Annotated in this window: 12 protein-coding genes; 4 read left to right on the forward strand and 8 right to left on the reverse strand. The window is 66.9% G+C overall.

All coding sequences use genetic code 11. The annotated features are described in order from the left end of the window. Window positions 1-109 precede the first annotated feature (109 nt). On the forward strand, window positions 110-1276 hold the full coding sequence (gene hpxO, locus CKW46_RS27135) for an FAD-dependent urate hydroxylase HpxO (RefSeq protein ID WP_015357322.1): 1167 nt from the start codon (window positions 110-112) through the stop codon (window positions 1274-1276). Here the strand turns inward: hpxO and CKW46_RS27140 are convergent. The 6 genes from CKW46_RS27140 to CKW46_RS27165 all read right to left on the reverse strand — a co-directional run bounded on the left by CKW46_RS27140 (window position 1260) and on the right by CKW46_RS27165 (window position 10041). Beyond that, a complete protein-coding gene (locus tag CKW46_RS27140; protein ID WP_482052607.1) occupies window positions 1260-3962 on the reverse strand; it encodes a molybdopterin-dependent oxidoreductase in 2703 nt (900 codons plus the stop codon). The genes hpxO and CKW46_RS27140 overlap by 17 nt on opposite strands. After that, window positions 3959-4783, reverse strand: a complete 825-nt coding sequence (locus tag CKW46_RS27145) for an FAD binding domain-containing protein (protein WP_015357323.1) — start codon at window positions 4781-4783, stop codon at window positions 3959-3961. Before CKW46_RS27145 ends, CKW46_RS27140 begins: the two co-directional genes overlap by 4 nt. Continuing rightward, window positions 4783-5103, reverse strand: a complete 321-nt coding sequence (gene uraH / locus CKW46_RS27150) for a hydroxyisourate hydrolase (protein ID WP_020785789.1) — start codon at window positions 5101-5103, stop codon at window positions 4783-4785. Before uraH ends, CKW46_RS27145 begins: the two co-directional genes overlap by 1 nt. Before the next feature lie 37 nt (window positions 5104-5140). After that, window positions 5141-5644, reverse strand: coding sequence for a 2-oxo-4-hydroxy-4-carboxy-5-ureidoimidazoline decarboxylase (gene uraD / locus CKW46_RS27155; protein WP_012396476.1), 504 nt, complete (start codon window positions 5642-5644; stop codon window positions 5141-5143). Continuing rightward, the gene (locus CKW46_RS27160) at window positions 5645-7546 is read right to left on the reverse strand and encodes a solute carrier family 23 protein (RefSeq protein ID WP_482052608.1); all 1902 of its coding nucleotides are present in this window, start codon (window positions 7544-7546) and stop codon (window positions 5645-5647) included. It lies immediately after the preceding gene. Window positions 7547-7626: 80 nt separating this feature from the next. Beyond that, the gene (locus CKW46_RS27165; protein WP_482052609.1) at window positions 7627-10041 is read right to left on the reverse strand and encodes an arylsulfatase; all 2415 of its coding nucleotides are present in this window, start codon (window positions 10039-10041) and stop codon (window positions 7627-7629) included. A gap of 236 nt (window positions 10042-10277) precedes the next feature. Here CKW46_RS27165 and CKW46_RS27170 point away from each other — a divergent pair, with 236 nt between their 5' ends. Next, entirely contained in the window at window positions 10278-11492 is a 1215-nt protein-coding gene (locus CKW46_RS27170; protein ID WP_012396479.1) for a PucR family transcriptional regulator, read from the forward strand. Between the two features lie 10 nt (window positions 11493-11502). On the opposite strand, the gene CKW46_RS27175 is transcribed toward CKW46_RS27170, so the two are convergent. Next, complete coding sequence (locus tag CKW46_RS27175) at window positions 11503-12261, reverse strand: enoyl-CoA hydratase (RefSeq protein ID WP_499018551.1); 759 nt, start codon at window positions 12259-12261, stop codon at window positions 11503-11505. A gap of 73 nt (window positions 12262-12334) precedes the next feature. Further along, a complete protein-coding gene (locus tag CKW46_RS27180) occupies window positions 12335-14071 on the reverse strand; it encodes a PE domain-containing protein (RefSeq protein WP_482052610.1) in 1737 nt (578 codons plus the stop codon). Window positions 14072-14105: 34 nt separating this feature from the next. Here CKW46_RS27180 and CKW46_RS27185 point away from each other — a divergent pair, with 34 nt between their 5' ends. Further along, on the forward strand, window positions 14106-14240 hold the full coding sequence (locus CKW46_RS27185; RefSeq protein ID WP_020726724.1) for a hypothetical protein: 135 nt from the start codon (window positions 14106-14108) through the stop codon (window positions 14238-14240). A 63-nt stretch (window positions 14241-14303) separates the two neighbouring features. After that, window positions 14304-15797 carry an amidase gene (locus CKW46_RS27190; RefSeq protein ID WP_482052611.1) on the forward strand — a complete coding sequence of 498 codons (1494 nt, stop codon included), beginning with the start codon at window positions 14304-14306 and terminating at the stop codon, window positions 15795-15797. Window positions 15798-15816 lie beyond the last annotated feature (19 nt).

Consider the following 15816-nt stretch of genomic DNA (forward strand, 5'->3'; position numbering starts at 1 on the left):
TTGCCCAGTTGTCGGCACCCAGCCGCCCGGCACCGCTTCGACGCGCGAAACGGGGCCAGCCGTCATACGGTCGACGCACGGCACCCGGAGAGCAAAGGAGGTAACACCGGTGAAAGCGGTGATCATCGGTGCGGGCATCGGCGGCATGAGTGCCGCGATTGCCCTGCGCCAGATCGGCATTGACACCGAGGTCTATGAGCGTGTCACCGAGAACAAGCCGGTCGGCGCCGCCATCTCGGTGTGGTCCAACGGGGTGAAATGCCTCAACTACCTGGGACTCGAGCAGCAGACGGCACGGCTGGGCGGGATCGTCGAGACGATGAGCTACGCCGAGGCCCACTCCGGCGAGACCATGTGCCGGATCTCGATGCAGCCGCTCATCGAGCAGGTCGGTCAGCGCCCGTACCCAATCGCCCGCGCCGAGCTGCAGCAAATGCTGATGGAGGCCTACGGGATCGACGAGATCCATTTCGGCATGAAGATGGTCGAGGTCGCCAACCAGGACGGCGCCGCCACCGCGACGTTCGCCGACGGCACCATCGCGAGTGCCGACATCCTCATCGGCGCCGACGGAGCAAACTCGATCACCCGGGAATACGTACTGGGCGGGCCGGTCACCCGGCGCTACGCCGGCTACGTCAACTACAACGGGCTGGTGGAGGTCGACGAAGCCATCAGCCCCGCCAACGAGTGGACCATGTATGTCGGCGACGGCAAGCGGGTGTCGGCGATGCCGGTCGCCGATGACAGGTTCTACTTCTTCTTCGACGTGGTCGAGCCCGAGGGCCTGCCCTTCGAGAAAGGCACTGCGCGAGAGGTGCTGCGCGAGCAGTTCGCCGGCTGGGCACCGGGCGTGCAGGCCTTGATCGACAAGCTCGACCTGACGACCACCAACCGCGTCGAGATCCTCGACCTGGACCCGTTCCACACCTGGGTCAAGGGGCGCGTCGCCGTGCTTGGCGATGCCGCCCACAACACCACGCCCGACATCGGGCAGGGCGGATGCTCGGCGATGGAAGACGCGGTGGCACTGCAATGGGCGCTCAAGGACAACCCCACCGACGTTGCGGCCGCGCTGGCCGCCTATCAGGCCAGCCGCACCGAACGGGCCGGCGATCTGGTATTGCGGGCCCGTAAGCGCTGCGACGTCATCCACGCCAAGGACCCCGATACCACCGCAGCCTGGTATGAGGAGCTGCGAAACGAAGACGGCACCAACATCATTCGCGGGCTCGTCGCCAACATCATGGGTGGGCCGCTCACTCCGCTGAGTTGATCGCCCGCCACACTCGGGCCGCGGTCATCGGCAGCCGGGTGACCCGCGCACCGCAGGCCCGGGCGATCGCGTTGGCCAGAGCCGGCGCCACCGGGTTGTAGGGCGATTCGGCCATCGATTTCGCGCCCAGCGGACCGAGTTCGTCGAAGGTGTCGGCGAAGTACACCTCGGTGAGGGGCACGTCGACGAACTGCGGAATGTGATAGTCGCGCAGCGTCTGGGTGAGCACCCTGCCGTCGGGGCCGATCTGTAGGTCCTCATACAGCGCGGAACCGATCGCCTGCGCCACGCTGCCCTCCACCTGCCCGCGGCACTGCTCCGGGTTCAGCACCACCCCGGCGTCGGCGGCCTGAACCGACTGCAAGATCTCCACCTGGCCGGTGTCGGTGTTGACCGCGACCCGGAAGGCGTGCACATTGAACGACACCGACCGCGGTGTCCCGTCCTGGCTTCCCTGCCCGGTCAACGGCGTCGGCAATTGCCCGAATCCGACCAGCTGCTGCCCGCACTGCACGCCGTGCGGGCCCAGCACGCAGTCGGCTGGCGACGCGCCGGCCACCTCGGCCGCGGCGGCGATGATCCGGCTGCGCAACTGTTGGGCCGCGCCCAGCGCCGCACGTCCGGCGATCACGGTTCCGGCCGAGCCGAACGCCCCGGTGTAGTGCTCGACCACGTCGGTGTCGGACTGGCGGATCACGATCCGGTCGCTGGTGGTGCCCAACGCCGTGGCGGTCAGCTGCGCGTGCACGGTGGTGGTGCCGTTGCCGAACTCCGAGGTGCCGACGCACAGCGTGTAGACGCCGGCGTCGTCGACCGAGATGTCGGCGGACGCGAAATGCCCGCCCGGGGGCAGCGTCGCGATCATCGCCAGGGCCATGCCCTCTCCGACTCGCCAGCCCGCGCCGTCGGGAGCCGGTCTCCCACCGCGGCGCAACGCGTCCTGGGCCAGGTCCAGGCATTGATCCAGCCCGTAGCTGCCGAACGTCAGATCGTTCTCGCCGGCATGGGCATCGACGAACGGGTCGCCGGGCACCACCACGTTTCGGCGCCGGAACTCGAACGCGTCGATGCCCAGTCGTTGTGCCAGGTCGTCGAGTGCCGACTCCACCGCGAAGACCATCTGGCCCACGCCGTAGCCGCGGAACGCCCCCGACGGCACGTTATTGGTGTACACGGCCTCGGCGTCGATGCGCTTGTTCGCACAGCGGTACACCGACACCGACTCGCCGCAACCGTGAAACAGCACACCCCGAGTGTGGTTTCCGTACGCCCCGGCATCCATCAGGGCATCGACCGCCAGCGCGGTCAGCACCCCATCCCCGTCGGCGGCCACGGTGACGTCGATGCGGTAGGGGTGGCGGCACGTCGCCCGGACGAACTCGTCGACACGGGTGAACTCGTAGCGCACCGGCCGGCCCAGTCTCAGCACGGCCAACGTCACCAGGTCCTCGGTGAGCATCTCCTGTTTGCCGCCGAATCCGCCGCCGACCCGCTTGGTGAAAACGTGCACCTGGTCGCGGTCCAGCCCGAAGACGTGGCACAGTTCGTCGCGGACCAGAAACGGTGTCTGGGAGCTGGTGCGGATCACCAGTCGCCCGCGGCTGTCCCGCCACCCGGTGCAGCCATGGGTTTCGAGGTGGGCCGGCCCCACTCGGGCGGTCTGCCACCGTCCGCGCACCACCGCTCCGCCGGAGGCCTCCGCGGCGGCAACGCCGGCTTCGACATCGCCGGTGCCGCCATGTAATTCGGCGACCACGTTGCGCGCCGGGTCGGCGATGCGGGCCTGGCCGCCCTTGTCGGCGTGCAAGAGCACCGCGCCGGGCGCCCGGGCCTGCTCCGGATCGAACACGGCCGGCAGTTCCTCGTACTCGATCTGGATCGCCCGGCAAGCTTTTTCGGCGACCGCCACGCTGTCGGCGACCACCGCCGCAACCCGCTGTCCGATGAAGCGCACGGTGCGGTCCAACACATAGGTGTCGTCGGGGTCGTCGGTGCGCATCTCGTGGCGCGCGGTGGAGAACGCAACGGCTGAGCTGTCGTGGTGGGTGAGGATCAGGTGGACACCGGGTATCGTCGCGGCCGCCGTGGTGTCGATCGAGGTGATACGGGCGTGCGCGAGCGGGCTGCCGAGCACGGCCAGGTGCAGCAGGCCGGCCGGCGCGTGGTCTGTGGTGTAGGGCTCGGTGCCGGTCACCACCCGCAGTGCCGCCGGTGCGCCGATCGAGCGCCCGGCGTCGGATCCGCTGGGCTTCTCGACGTTGACCTTGCCCTCCAGCGCGTCCAGGATCGCCCGGTAGCCGGTGCACCGGCACAGGTTGCCCTTGAGATGCTGTGGCAGATTGGCCAATTCGTCATCGCCGAAGGTCGACGCGGTGACCACCAGACCGGCCGTGCAAAACCCGCACTGGAAGGCGGCCGCCTCGGCGAAACGGCGCTGCATCGGGTGCAGGTCATCGGGGGTGCCCAGCCCGGCCACCGTCGTGACGGTGCGGCCCGCCGCGCGAAATGCCGGGAACACGCACGAGTGCACCGCGGCGCCGTCGACCAAGACCGAGCAAGCGCCGCAGTCACCGGCATCGCAGCCCATCTTGACTTCGAAGTGGCCGTGCTCGCGCAGGAAGGTGCGCAGGCATTGCCCGGCCGCCGGGGTGGCGTCCAGGTCGGCTGCGTTGACGGTGAACCTCATGCCAGCTCGGCCAGGATCTGCTCGGCCAGCACCAGGCTCACCGCTGCCCGCCAATCGGGATCGCCGTGTGCGTCGCGGGTCCAGGCGCCATCGGGTATGCCGGCGTGGGCGGCGCGCAGCTCGTCGGTGCCGGGCAGGGTGGGGAACTCGAACACGAAGGGGCGCACGGTGGCCGCCGTGATCGACAGCACGAAGCCGCCGCCGTCGGACTCGGCGCCACGGCGGCCGATCACCACGATGCCGGAGCGCCCCAGCGCGGACGGGGCGAGCTTGCGGAAGGCGGTCCGGGCCCGCAGCGCGGCGGCCGGCAGGTGAAAGGAGCGCAGCACGTCGCCGGGCACGAGCACGTTGGCGGCCTGTCCGGTGACGAACTCGGCGACCGGCAGCGTGTAGTCGTTGCCATCGGCGCACCACACCGTCACGCGCGCATCCAACGCGGACAGCAGCGAAATCATGGCGCCGGCCGGAAAGGACAGGCACACATTGCCGCCGATGGTGGCGGTGCGCCAGATCTTGGCCGACGCCAGCATTGCGGTGCAGCACTGATACAGCAGCGCACCGGCCGTCCAGTCGGCGGGCAGCCGCCCCGACAGCGTCGAGATCTCGGCAAGTGTGCACGTTGCGGCCAGGTCAATACCGTTGTCGCCGAACGCTATCGGCTGCCAGCCCAGGCCGGTGATGTCGACCAGGCGGCGGATGTGTGAGTTCGGTTCGGAGAACAGCCAGGTCCCGCCGGCGAGAATGGCGTCGGTGGGCTCCAGCGGCCAGAGTTCGTCGCGGCGGCTGGGGGTATTGACGATTTCTACGGAGTTGAGATCCATTAACTCCCCCGGTATGTCGAATACGCGTACGGCGACAACAACAGCGGCACGTGGTATTGGGCGTCGACGTCAGTGAGGTCGAAGGCGATGACGACCTCGGGGTAGAACCCGGCGGTGCCGCTCGCGGCGAAATATTCGCCGGTATCGAAGCGCAGCCGGTAGATCCCGGCGGCCAGTGTCGCACCGAGCGACTTGATCCGGCCGTCATCGTCGGTGCGGCCGCTGGCAAGAGGTGTTCCGGCAGCGTCGGTGAGTTCCACGGCGACTCCGGCCGCGGGTCGACCGCTCACGGCGTCCAGCACATGTGTCGAAAGGCTCATGGGTTCACCATGCCAGGCCGGTAGCCACGCGCGGCGCTCACGCGGGCTCACGCAGGAGCCGCTGCAGCCGCAGCCGGTTGATCTTGGCCAGTTCGCTGCGCATCACCCGGCGTTCGGTTTCCGGGTCGTTGTCGAGCCGGTCGGTGAGCGTCTCGAGCAAGTCCTCGGCGGATCGTCCGGTGGCGCACACCAAGTAGACGTAACCGAACTTGTCCTCGTACTTGCGATTTTTTTCGGCGAGTTCGGCGCGCACGGCCTCGCCGGCTCCGGCGACTAGGGCCTGCTCACGCGCCGAGGACGCGTTGTCGGCCCTGGCACCGATGCGCGGGTGGCCGTCCAGCGCGGCGTCGATCTCGGCCTCGGGCAGCTGGGCCAGTACCCGGTCCGCGCGGTCCAGCAGCGCATCGACATCATCGAACGGCGCGCCGGCCAGCACCCGGCGCGCCCAGATCGTCGTCGAACACACGCCGAACAGCAGGTGCATGCGTTGGCGATCCGTGAGGCGATTGAAGCCATCAAGGCCCAGGGCAGGCTTGGTCATCTAGTGCAGCTCGTTGAGTCGGCTGAGCCTGGCCGACGCAATCGGGTTCGCGTCGGCGACCAGATCGCTGAACCGGTAGTTGGCGATCTTGGCCGCCTCGATGAGGGCGTACGCCCTCTCGGTGGCGGGGGAATTGTCCATCCGCGACCAGCCGTTCTTGAGCACTCGGTCGAAGCGCTCGGTCTCGCGGGCGCAGATGATCAGCGGGAAGCCGAAGTGTTCGCGGTAGGCGCTGGCAAGCTCCACCACTACGTTGTGATCCCGCTCGTCGAGATTGGATAGCGACACGTGGTCGACGGCCAGGGCGCGTCCGGTCTCGTCCTCGGCACCCAGATCGTGAAACGCATTGAGTAGCTCCATCTGCTGCTCGGAGGACCCGGTGAGCACCGCGTCCTGGAACGCCTCGCGAAGCGCGGCGGTGTCGGCGAACGGCCGGTGCTCGTAGGCACGGTCGATCACCCAGGGGACGTCCTGTACGACATGGCCGAACACTTCGGTGAATCGCTCGCGGGTCATCGCGTTGACCTCATGGAGGGTAATCGAGCCGCCGCCGGCCACCCGTGGCCCATGCGAGCCGGTGTGAAAGAACACGATGTTGAGCACGATCGCGGCGACGGCACCGATGCTGATGCCGCTGCCGAAGATCAGGTCCACGCCCGACGGCATCGACTCGGCGACGTCGGGATAGGACGTCACCCACAACGCCAGCGCCAGGCTGGTGGTCACGATGATGAGGTTTCGGTGGTCGGTGAAGTCGACCTTGCCCAGCGTCTGGATGCCCACCACGGCGACGGTGGCAAACAGCGTCAACGCCGCCCCGCCGAGGACCGGGCTGGGGACCGCCGAGACGACCGCGGCGACCTTGGGCAGGAACCCGAGCACGATCATCACCACCCCGGCGGCGGCGACCACCCAGCGACTCTTGACCCGAGTGAGCCGCACCAGCCCGATGTTCTCGGAGAACGCGGTGTAGGGAAAGGAGTTGAAGATTCCGCCGATCACGGTGGCCAGTCCGTCGGCGCGCAGCACGTTGCCGATTTGGGCGGCCTTGATGCGCTTGCCGACGATCTCGCCGGTGGCCAGGGTCGAGCCGGTCGACTCCACCGAGGTGATCATCAGCACGATGATCATCGTCAAGCATGCAACGAAGTCGAATTTCGGCATACCGAACACGAACGGCTCGGTGAATCCGATAACCGACGCCTCGTCCACCTTGGCGAAGCTCATGTCGCCCAGGCCGTAGGCGACCACGCAGCCCACGACCAAGCCGATCAACACCGCGATGGTGGCCATGAAACCACTGAACACCCGCTGGATCGCCACGATGATCGCGATCGTTCCCAGCGCGTAGAGCAGCCAGCGAATGTTGGTCGGGTCGTGCTCGCCGGTGCGCGGATTGGTCACCGCGTCGCCGGCGCCCACCGGCACCAGGCACAGCCCGATGATGGTGATCAGCGTGCCGGTGACCACCGGGGGAAAAAATCGCAGCAGCTTGGTGAAGATCGGGGCGATCAGGATGGTGAACAAACCGGCGACGATCACCGCGCCGTAGACGTAGAGCAGGCTGGGCGTTCCGCCGCCATGGGAAAGTCCGATGGCGATAACCGGCGACACCCCGGCGAACGCCACGCCCTGCAGCAGGGGCAGCCGCACCCCGATCTTCCAGAAGCCGACGGACTGGATGATCGAGGCGACGCCACAGGTGAACAGGTCCGCGGTGATCAGCTTGACCAGGTCCTGGTGGGGCAGGTCGATCGCGTTGGCAATGATGATCGGCACCACGACCGCCCCGGCGTAGAACGCGACGACGTGCTGAAAGCCGTAGGTCGCCAATTTGGGGATCGGCAGTACCTCGTCGACCGGATGAACACGTCTGACCGGGCTTGTGGGGGGAGCCGACATGCCTAAGACAATCCTTGAGATCCGTCGCTCGCGCACGTCGAAATGCCGGAAACCGTGCTAATTGGGGCGTCTGCGGCAGGTCACTGCTTGGCCATGGCAATGTTGAACCGGTCTTCGGCGGTGATCAGATGGTCATGGCTGTCTGCACCGAGATCGATCTGCACCCAGGCGATGGTGCCGCTGAAGGCGTTGCCGGTAGGGCCGTAGTCGGGCGAGGCGGGCGATCCGGTGTCGCACCCGACGTCACAGGCCTCATCGGCGGAAAACGCCATGGGTTGGGTGCGCTCGACCCGTCCCTGGCCCACCGCTTTGCCGTCGTAGAAAAGCGTGACATCGCCGCCCCTGCCCAACCCGCCGCCGTCGTAGCCGAATTCCATCCGGACCTGGTGCTTGCCGGTGGGGATCGGCTTGGTCGCGGCCACCATGTAGTGGTCGATGCCGAGGAAGTTGTAGCAGTACTTGAGCCTGCCCTCGTGGGCGTACAGCGTCCAGCCCCCGGCGCTGCCGCCCTGGGTGATGAGCACTCCGCTGGCCCCGCCCGTTGGCACCTCGACTTCGGCGGTCACCGAGTGCGATTTGTTCTTGATCGTCAAGACGCACCATTCGCTGACGCGCATCCCGTCGAACAGCAGCTGGCTGTTGCCCCGCACCAATTGCGGACGGCCGGCGATGTCGGGGTTGATCCGCTCGAAGCCGCGGTCATCGAGCGGCACAACGTTGTACTTGGTGGCCTCGATGAGCCAAAGCCGCTGCAGCTCGGCGAGCTTGGCCGGGTTCTGCGTGGCCAGATTGTGCGCCTGGGTCCAGTCACCGGGGGCATACAGTTCCCATATGTCGTCGTCGAACGGCGGTGGGGCGTCGGCTTTCCACGGGGTGCGGTGTTTGGTCACCGCGGTCCAGCCCTGGAAGTAGATGCCGCGGTTGCCCATCATCTCGAAATATTGGACCTCGTGGGTTTCGGGCGCCGCGGCATCGCGCAGCGTCGACATCATGCTGACGCCTTCGAGGGGCGCCTGGGCTATTCCGTTGACCGAATGCGGTGCCGGCAAACCGGCCGCCTCCAGGATGGTCGGCGCCACGTCGATCACGTGGTGGAACTGGTCGCGCATTCCCCCTTGCTCGGTGAGGCCGTTGGGCCAGTGCACGACGGTGCCGTTGCGGGTGCCGCCCCAGTGCGAGGCGACCTGCTTGGTCCACTGGTAGGGCGCACAGAGGGCATGCGCCCAGCCGACGGCGTAGTGGTTGTAGGCGTCCGGGGTGCCGAAATCGTCGGTCTTGGACAGCAGGAACTCCGTCGTCTCGATCCCGGGCAACCCGTTGAGCGTGGTCATCTCGTTGAAGCAGCCGTTGATGGTGCCCTCGGCCGAGGCTCCGTTGTCGCCGATGATGTAGTAGATCAGCGTGTCGTCGAGGACACCGAGGTCATCGATGGCACCGACGAGGCGCCCCACCTCATGGTCGGTCTGCTCGAGGAACCCGGCGTAGATCTCCATCTGCCTGGCCAGCACCGGCTTGAGTTCGTCGGGCATGTCGTCCCAGGCCGGGATCTCGTCATGGCGCTTGGTCAGCTCGGCGCCATCGGATACCACCCCGAGTTCCTTCTGCCGGTTGAGGGTCTTCTCCCGCAGCGCGTCCCAGCCGTCGTCGAACTTGCCCCGGTACTTGTCCGACCACACTTTGGGCACGTGATGCGGGGCGTGGGTCGCACCGGGTGCGAAATACATGAAGAACGGCTTGTCGGGCATCAGCGCCTTTTGCTGGCGTACCCAGGTGATCGCCCGATCCGCCAGATCCTCGGTCAGCGTGTAGCCCTGCTCCGGGGTCTTCGGCGGTTCTACCGCCGTGGTGCCCTCGTACAGACCCGGGTAGTACTGATTGGCCTCGCCGCCGACGAAGCCGTAGAAGTACTCGAACCCCGAACCCGTCGGCCACTGGTGGAACGGGCCCATCGGGGTGACCTCCCACCCCGGCACCTCGTGACACTTACCGAACTGTGCGGTGGAGTAGCCGTTGAGCTTCAAGGTCTCGGCCAGCGGTGCCTTCTCCTTGGGCCTGATGCTGTTGTTGCCGGGCGCCGAGGTGGCCATCTCGGTGATCGCGCCCATGCCCACCGAGTGGTGGTTGCGCCCGGTCAACAGCGCTTGCCGGGTGGGTGAGCACAAGGCGGTGGTGTGGAAGCGGTTGAGTTTGAGCCCGCCGGCCGCCAGCTGCTCGGCCACCGGGGTGCGACACGGTCCGCCGAACGCCGACGACGCGCCGAACCCGACATCGTCGATCAAGACGATGAGCACGTTCGGCGCCCCCTGTGGCGGGCGCAGTTGTTTGATCGGTGGGTATTTGGTGTTGGGGTCCTTGGCGTCGTAGGTGGTCAATCCCACGTGCTTGGGGTCGGGGATGGGCAGGTGCTCACGGGCCAGATGCGGCTCGCGGTGCGCGTCTGAGGCGGCCCCGGTCGACGATTTCTTGGCTGGGGTCTTCTTCGCCGCCTTGGCCATCATGACCTCCTTGTCAATTGGCTTTACTGCCTTGCTAACTCGCGCAGCCGCTGCCTCACTACCCTGCCACGCCCCCATCGAGCGGGGACTGTTATCGCCAGTTCGGTTTGCTGGGCCGTTGTGCCGGGAGCACGACGAGATTAGATTTCGTCGACATGGAGCCCAGGTGGCCACCGTTTCAAGAGCCGAGCGCTCGCCGGGTATGGCAGCAGGTGCTCAGGCCGCTAGCCGCCGAAATGCAAACGTGCGCAACCCAGCTGGCGCGTGACATCGTTGACCGATACCAGTCCGAGTTGCCGAGCATCGTTCCTGATCCGCCCGCGGTGGCCGACCAACTTGCCAGCGTCGAAGCCAGTGTCCGCCAAATCGCCGAGTGCATCGACTCCGGGGAGGGGCCGCGGCTGCTCGATCTGACGCCGGCCACCGCCGCCATCGGTCGCTCTGGAGTGCAGCGAAACATTGCGCTCAATGACCTCTTCCGCTCGGTACGGATGGCCCAGGAGCGAACGTGGCAATGGCTGTTCGACCGGATCACCGCGAGTTCGGCGGCTACCGATCACGACCGGGCGCTCGACCTGGCCACCAACTGGCTGTTCGGTTATGTCGACGTCGTCCTGATTCGGGCCGAACGGCTCTATGAAGTTGAACGCGAGGCCTGGTTGACCGGTGCGGCCGCCGCACGCGCGGCGGCGGTCGAGGACATCCTCACCGAACGTGAAGACGATGCGCAGCGGGCTTCCACCCGGCTGCGTTACGACGTCAACCGTCACCATGTCGGCGTCAGCGTGTGGCGCGACGTGACCCAGGACGCCTGCGCCGGCCCGGTGACGCTCACCGAGGCACTGACGCAGCTGACCCGTGCCATCGCGGCCCAAAGCGTCCTGGCCCATCCGGCCGGTTCGAAGGCCATTGCCGGCTGGCTGAGCCGACCGCAGGCATTCACCGCTGCGGAGCTGGATGTGGCCAACATCTGTAGCGGCATCCACCTACCGCAGGACGTCCGGGTCGCCATCGGTGAACCGGGTTGGGGGATAAGCGGTTTCCGTCGCACCCATGTCGAGGCGTCGCACGCGCAACGGTTCGTCTCATTGCTCGGGGATCGCGCTGAGGTGGTGACCTGCTACCGCAACGTTGCGGTAGCAGCCCTGGCCGGCACGGACCGCGGGCACGCGGTGGCATTCGTCAGACGCGTCCTGGGCCCTTTGGCCGCCAACGATGAGGGGACGTATCGGATTGCCGCCACGCTTGCGGTGTATCTCGAGGAAAACCGCAGCCCGGCCAAAGCCGCGCAACGACTTGGGGTGCATCCCAACACGGTCAGCTATCGAGTCCACCAGGCCGAGGAATTGCTTGGCCGCACGATCGACATCGGCGCCCTTGATCTGTCGGTCGCGCTCGCACTATTGCCCGCAATGCGCGCCATGACCCAGCGCAGCGGTGGCGAACTGTGATCCTGGCCGGCTACTCCTCCGGGGCTTGCGGGCCGCTTCCTGCTTTACGGCCCTTGCGAGAGAGGAACGCCTGCATGTGCTGTTGCGGCTCACCGGTCTGGAACGCAAGGCCGAATTGCTCGATGCTGTCCTCGATCGCCGCCGGCACCGTCATGTCGGGCCACTTGGCCAGTAGGCGTTTTTGCTGACGGAGGGCCTGCGGGCCGAATCCGGCAAGTTTTGTTGCGAGTGCGGCGATCCGCAGGTCCAGCGCGGCGGGCGCGACGACCTCATGCACCAGAGCCCAGCTTGCGGCCGTGTCGGCGTCGATGGTTTCGCCCGTCAGCAGCAGCCAAGTTGTCCGCGAGGCCCCGACCAGCGCCGGCAACAACGCCGAATGGATCACCGACGGGATTCCCACCGCCACTTCGGGCATCCCGAATCGGGCGCCGGATTCGGCGATCCGCAGATCGCAGCACGCCGCGATTTCCAGGCCGCCGCCCAGACACCAACCCGCGATTCGGGCGATGACCGGGACGGGGCACTGTCGAATCGACTCGCACAGGCCCGCGAGTCGGCGGATGAAGGCCTGGGCGCTGATGCGGTCCAGGGTGACCATTTCCTTGATGTCGGCGCCACCGATGAACGCCTTCTCGCCCGCGGCGCGCAGTACGACGACCCGCACGCCGCTGTCTTGGTTGATGCTGCGAAATGCGTTGGTAAGGGCCGTGATAGCCGCGGTGCCGACAATGTTCAGCGGTCCCGAGTCGATCAGCTCGACGGTGGCCACGCCACCGTCACGACCGAGGTTGACGAACCGGCTCTCCGTCGTTTCCATGCGCTGTGGTTGTCGCGGCCCACACTCATCCGACCAGGCTGGGCACGCCGGCCGTCAGGCCGTCGGTCGCACCGCAAATGGCGTTGACGACGTCCTCGGTCACCTCGATCGGGAAGTTGATCACCGCGCTGCCGACCTCCTCGATGCCGTCGCGAACCGCGGTCAGGATGGTCGTCGGATTGCCGGTGAACAATGAATAGAAAATGTCCCAGCCCGCGTATTGCGGCGCGGTGATCAGGTTCCGCACGTCGACGAATAGCTGGGTCGGCAATGTCGCTGGTGCGACAGGAATCCCGTCCCAACTGACCATCGTCCAGCCGTTGGCGGGACTGCCCTGCACCTCGACCACGCTGGTGTTGGGCAGCGGGTGGGTGAGCAGCAGCAGTGGATCGAGGTTGTCGACGTTCATCATTGTCCCGACACCGATGGTGAATGCGCTGGAGTAGGCGACGTCGGTGATCTTGCCGTTGGCGGCTAGGACCGGGTTCGCCAGGGCGGCGCTGTACATGGTGTCCATGGCGTGGGTGAAGTCCTGGTTGAAGACCACGCCGTTGAAGTCCAGCGAGCCCGGGGTCAGCATCGGCACGATCGGGTATCCCAGCGTCCACGCCATCGGGCCGATCAGATACAGCAGGCCCGCGGGCGTGATCTGCTGTAGGCCATCAAATATGCCGGCACTGATCTCGTTGAGTCCGGACAGCGCCGGAACGTCGGTTATCCCATACAGGGCAGCCAACGGCGCGGCGGTTTGCTGTGTACGGAGCAATTCCGAGTCGAAGATCCCCGCGTAGGGGCCCTTCGCGAAAAGCTGGCCGGCAATGATGTCCACCTGCAGGTGTCCCTCGGCTGTCAGTGGTGGGCCGGGCACGTTGGTGTCGATCAGCTCCGCCACGTTGCTCGCCGTCTGCCCGTGCCGGACGAAGTCGATCACGATCGACTGGCCGTTGCCGGGGTCAGCAACCCAGCCGGTGCCCGGCTCCCCGATGAACAGCCCGGCACGGCCACCCAGCGCGCTGCCTCCACCGGCACCGCCGTTGCCGAAGAACAAGGCTTGGCCACCAACACCGCCGACCCCGCCGACCCCGCCGACCCCGCCGCCGTTGCCCATCAGCCAGCCGCCGGTACCGCCCATGCCGCCGGTGCCGCCGCCGAAGCCGTTACCGCCGAGGCCACCGTTGCCGATCAGCCCGGCATCTCCGCCGATGCCGCCCGCGACCGCGCCGATCCCGCCGGTCGGGGTGTAGCCGGGGCCGCCGTCGCCGAACAGGATCCCGCCGGCGCCACCATTGGGGTGTGCGGCCGTTCCGGCGGCACCATTGCTGATCAGGCCACGCCCGAACAGGGCTTCGGTGGGCGCATTGATGATCGGATCAACAACCTCGCCGGCCGGGCTGCTGATCCACGCCTGCCCAGCCGCGCGTATCGGACCGTAGACCGCGGTCTGAAACCCGTCCGCGACCGCCGAGCTCAAGCCGGTGACGATGGTCGCCTCGGCGCTGGCATACGACGCCCCCGCCTCACTCAGGGCACGGACAAACTGCTCGTGGAACGTCGCGGCCTGGGCCGCCGCCGCCTGATACTCCTGGGCATTCGCGCCGAACAGCGCCGCTATCGCCCCAGATACTTCATCGGCGGCGGCCGCCATCACCTCAGTAGTCGGAATCGCCGCCGCCAGATTGCCGGCACTAACGGCTGATCCGATTTGCACCACATCCGCCGCTGCCGTCGCCAACATGTCTGGCGCCACGAGCACAAAAGACATCGCCTACCCCTCGTGTTGTCGCGTACTAGACATCATGGTGGGCAACGCCGAAAAAGATGCGCACATCGAGGAAAAAATTGCGAGTGCGGATCCGGGTTTGCGGTCCACCCGCACTGAGATCGGCGCAACCCCGGCGAACAACGCGAGCAAGACCGGTAAGAACCGGTAAGAACCGGTAAGAAATTGACTGCCTTTCCCCGCCGGCCAATCGCCGCAATCATAAGATCGGCCAATGCATCTTGACGAGTACATGTCGCTGGATGCGACTGGCCTGGCCGAGCTGGTGGCGACCAAGCAAGTCCGCGCTACCGAGCTACTTGCTTTGGCGCGTCAGCGCGCCGACGCGGTCAACCCGAGGTTGAACGCGATCATCCGTCGTATCGATGCCCTGGCTGAGGGACGGGCCGCGGATCCGGAGCTACGTGGACCGCTTGCCGGCGTCCCCTTCCTGATCAAGGACCTCGATCAGGAATATCGCGGCTTTCCCAGCTCGTGTGGATCTCGGTCGCTGGCCAACGACGTCGCCAAACAACACGCCCTGGTCACCCAACGATTCCTGGACGCGGGCCTGGTCGTCTTCGGCATGACCAATACACCCGAGTTCGGGGCCAAGGGCATCACCGAACCCGATTACTGGGGGCCGGCCCGCAACCCGTGGAATCCGCAGCACACCCCGGGCGGCTCCTCAGGCGGATCGGGGGCCGCGGTTGCCGCCGGGATCGTTCCGCTGGCCGGCGCCAACGACGGCGGCGGATCCATCCGCATTCCCGCGGCCTGCAACGGGCTGGTCGGGCTCAAGCTCAGCCGGGGATTGTCGCCCTATGGCCCGCAGACCGGCGAGCCGCTGTTCGGCATGGAAACCCAGGGGGTGGTTTCGCGCACCGTTCGCGACAGCGCCGCCATCTACGATGCGATCGTCGGGCCCAACCCACGCGCCGCCTACCAGGTCGCCCTTCCCGACACCACCTTCGTCGAACACATCAAGAACCGTCCGGGCGCGCTCAAGATCGGGTACTCGGCGTCGTCTGCGATCAACGCCGCGCCTGACCGCGAGGCCGTCGCGGCAGTCGAGGCCGCGGCGAGCCTGCTCGAGGACCTGGGCCACCGGGTGGAGCAAGTCGATCCTCCCTACGATGACGCCGCGCTGGCCCGCGATTTCCTGACCATCTGGTTCGCGCAGCTGCACAGCCAAGTCGCCGAGATCAGAAAGCGAATCGGCGCCCGCGACAGCGACTTTGAAGCCGACACCTTGGCCATGGCCGAACTCGGCCGATCCACCGGTGTGCTGGCTCCGCTGCTTGCGCTGGACAACCGCAACAACTACATCCAGTCCCTGGCGAGTTTCCATGAGAGTTACGACTACTTCCTGACTCCCAGCCTGGCGACTCCGCCACTGACCGTTGGTGACACGACGACGTCACCACGCCTGCAGACGACGGCGCGGCTGCTGAGCAAGTTGCGTGCCGGAAAGGTGCTCTCGCTCAGCGGGATCATGGACGATCTCATTCAAGAGAGCCTGGGCTGGGTGCCCTACACCCAGCTGGCCAATCTGACCGGACGACCCGCCATCAGCGTGCCGCTGCACTGGACACCGGCCGGCCTGCCGTTGGGTGTGCAGTTCGTCGGAGGCCTGGGCAGCGATGGCGACCTCTTGGCGCTGGCAGCCCAACTCGAAGAGGCCCGTCCCTGGGCGCACCGGCATCCGGCGACACCGCCCGCCGGCTAGGTGTCGGCGCGCCGGGCGC

The organism is Mycobacterium liflandii, assembly GCF_022354805.1.
GTDB classification, from domain to species: domain Bacteria; phylum Actinomycetota; class Actinomycetes; order Mycobacteriales; family Mycobacteriaceae; genus Mycobacterium; species Mycobacterium marinum.

Coding starts and splice junctions, on each gene's coding strand:
- CKW46_RS27140 (WP_482052607.1), bottom strand. CDS start 3,962: ATGAGGTTCACCGTCAACGCAGCCGACCTGGACGCCACCCCGGCGGCC.
- CKW46_RS27145 (WP_015357323.1), bottom strand. CDS start 4,783: ATGGATCTCAACTCCGTAGAAATCGTCAATACCCCCAGCCGCCGCGAC.
- uraH (WP_020785789.1), bottom strand. CDS start 5,103: ATGAGCCTTTCGACACATGTGCTGGACGCCGTGAGCGGTCGACCCGCG.
- uraD (WP_012396476.1), bottom strand. CDS start 5,644: ATGACCAAGCCTGCCCTGGGCCTTGATGGCTTCAATCGCCTCACGGAT.
- CKW46_RS27160 (WP_482052608.1), bottom strand. CDS start 7,546: ATGTCGGCTCCCCCCACAAGCCCGGTCAGACGTGTTCATCCGGTCGAC.
- CKW46_RS27165 (WP_482052609.1), bottom strand. CDS start 10,041: ATGGCCAAGGCGGCGAAGAAGACCCCAGCCAAGAAATCGTCGACCGGG.
- CKW46_RS27170 (WP_012396479.1), top strand. CDS start 10,278: ATGCAAACGTGCGCAACCCAGCTGGCGCGTGACATCGTTGACCGATAC.
- CKW46_RS27180 (WP_482052610.1), bottom strand. CDS start 14,071: ATGTCTTTTGTGCTCGTGGCGCCAGACATGTTGGCGACGGCAGCGGCG.
- CKW46_RS27185 (WP_020726724.1), top strand. CDS start 14,106: ATGGTGGGCAACGCCGAAAAAGATGCGCACATCGAGGAAAAAATTGCG.
- CKW46_RS27190 (WP_482052611.1), top strand. CDS start 14,304: ATGCATCTTGACGAGTACATGTCGCTGGATGCGACTGGCCTGGCCGAG.